The sequence below is a fragment of the Aeromonas schubertii genome, assembly GCF_000820105.1.
Lineage (GTDB): Bacteria > Pseudomonadota > Gammaproteobacteria > Enterobacterales > Aeromonadaceae > Aeromonas > Aeromonas schubertii.
On the sequence record NZ_CDDB01000095.1, the window covers coordinates 1 to 756 of the forward strand.

Genomic DNA, 756 nt, shown 5'->3' on the forward strand with positions numbered 1-756 from the left:
GGCTTCCATCAGGTTGGTGAGACCGAGTTGGAAGCGGGCGGCCACCGCCTCCAGAGGGCTGCCATCACTGGGCATGACATATTCCTGATTCTGACCGACCAGTCGGCTCCCGGCAGCAGGAAGAGGGTATTCGATGGCGTGCGCGCAGAGCGTGATGAACGCAAGGCTGCCCAGCAGGGTGCGAGCAGCGAGGCGAAGGATTTGCATAGGTTAACCTGTTGGCTGGTTGAAAATAGATGGATTCGGTCCAGGCCCACTGCCGAAGAGGGGTGATGAGGTCATGACCGGGTGCGGCATTCTTTATCGGCTCGGGTAAAAATTCAACGGTCATTGCAGAACATTCCGTCATATCTACCCCTGGCGGGGGGAGAATGGCTGTTCTTGTCCCTCTCTGTTCATGAAATGTGCAGTCGTTACGAGAAAAAATGGCGTGCCTTATGCTTTAGGCCGTTGAATTTCCGCTCGACTCACGGAAGAATGCGCAACTCGAACACCTATTCGACCCGTGCTGGATATGGGCCGACCCCCTAGAGTAATGGAGTAAACGTGATGAACCCCCTTCGTGCCATCGCCGCGACCCTGTTGTGTGGTCTCGCATTCAGCAGCCTGCCTGCGCTGGCAGTGGAATACGCCTTGCCGCCGGCCGGTAGCCGCCTCATTGGTGAGAATCTGGAGTATGTGGTCCCCAACGACGGTCGGGCGCTGGAGGCGATTGCCGCCGAATTCCAGCTGGGCCTCACCAACCTGATGGAAGCC

At 57.8% G+C, this 756-nt stretch carries 2 pseudogenes; one reads left to right on the forward strand and one right to left on the reverse strand.

The annotated features are described in order from the left end of the window. Positions 1 to 207: pseudogene (locus BN1133_RS17845) on the reverse strand (L,D-transpeptidase); the annotation flags it as partial. A 342-nt stretch (positions 208 to 549) separates the two neighbouring features. Between BN1133_RS17845 and BN1133_RS17850 the strand changes: the two are divergent. Then, a pseudogene (locus tag BN1133_RS17850) lies at positions 550 to 756 on the forward strand (L,D-transpeptidase); the annotation flags it as partial.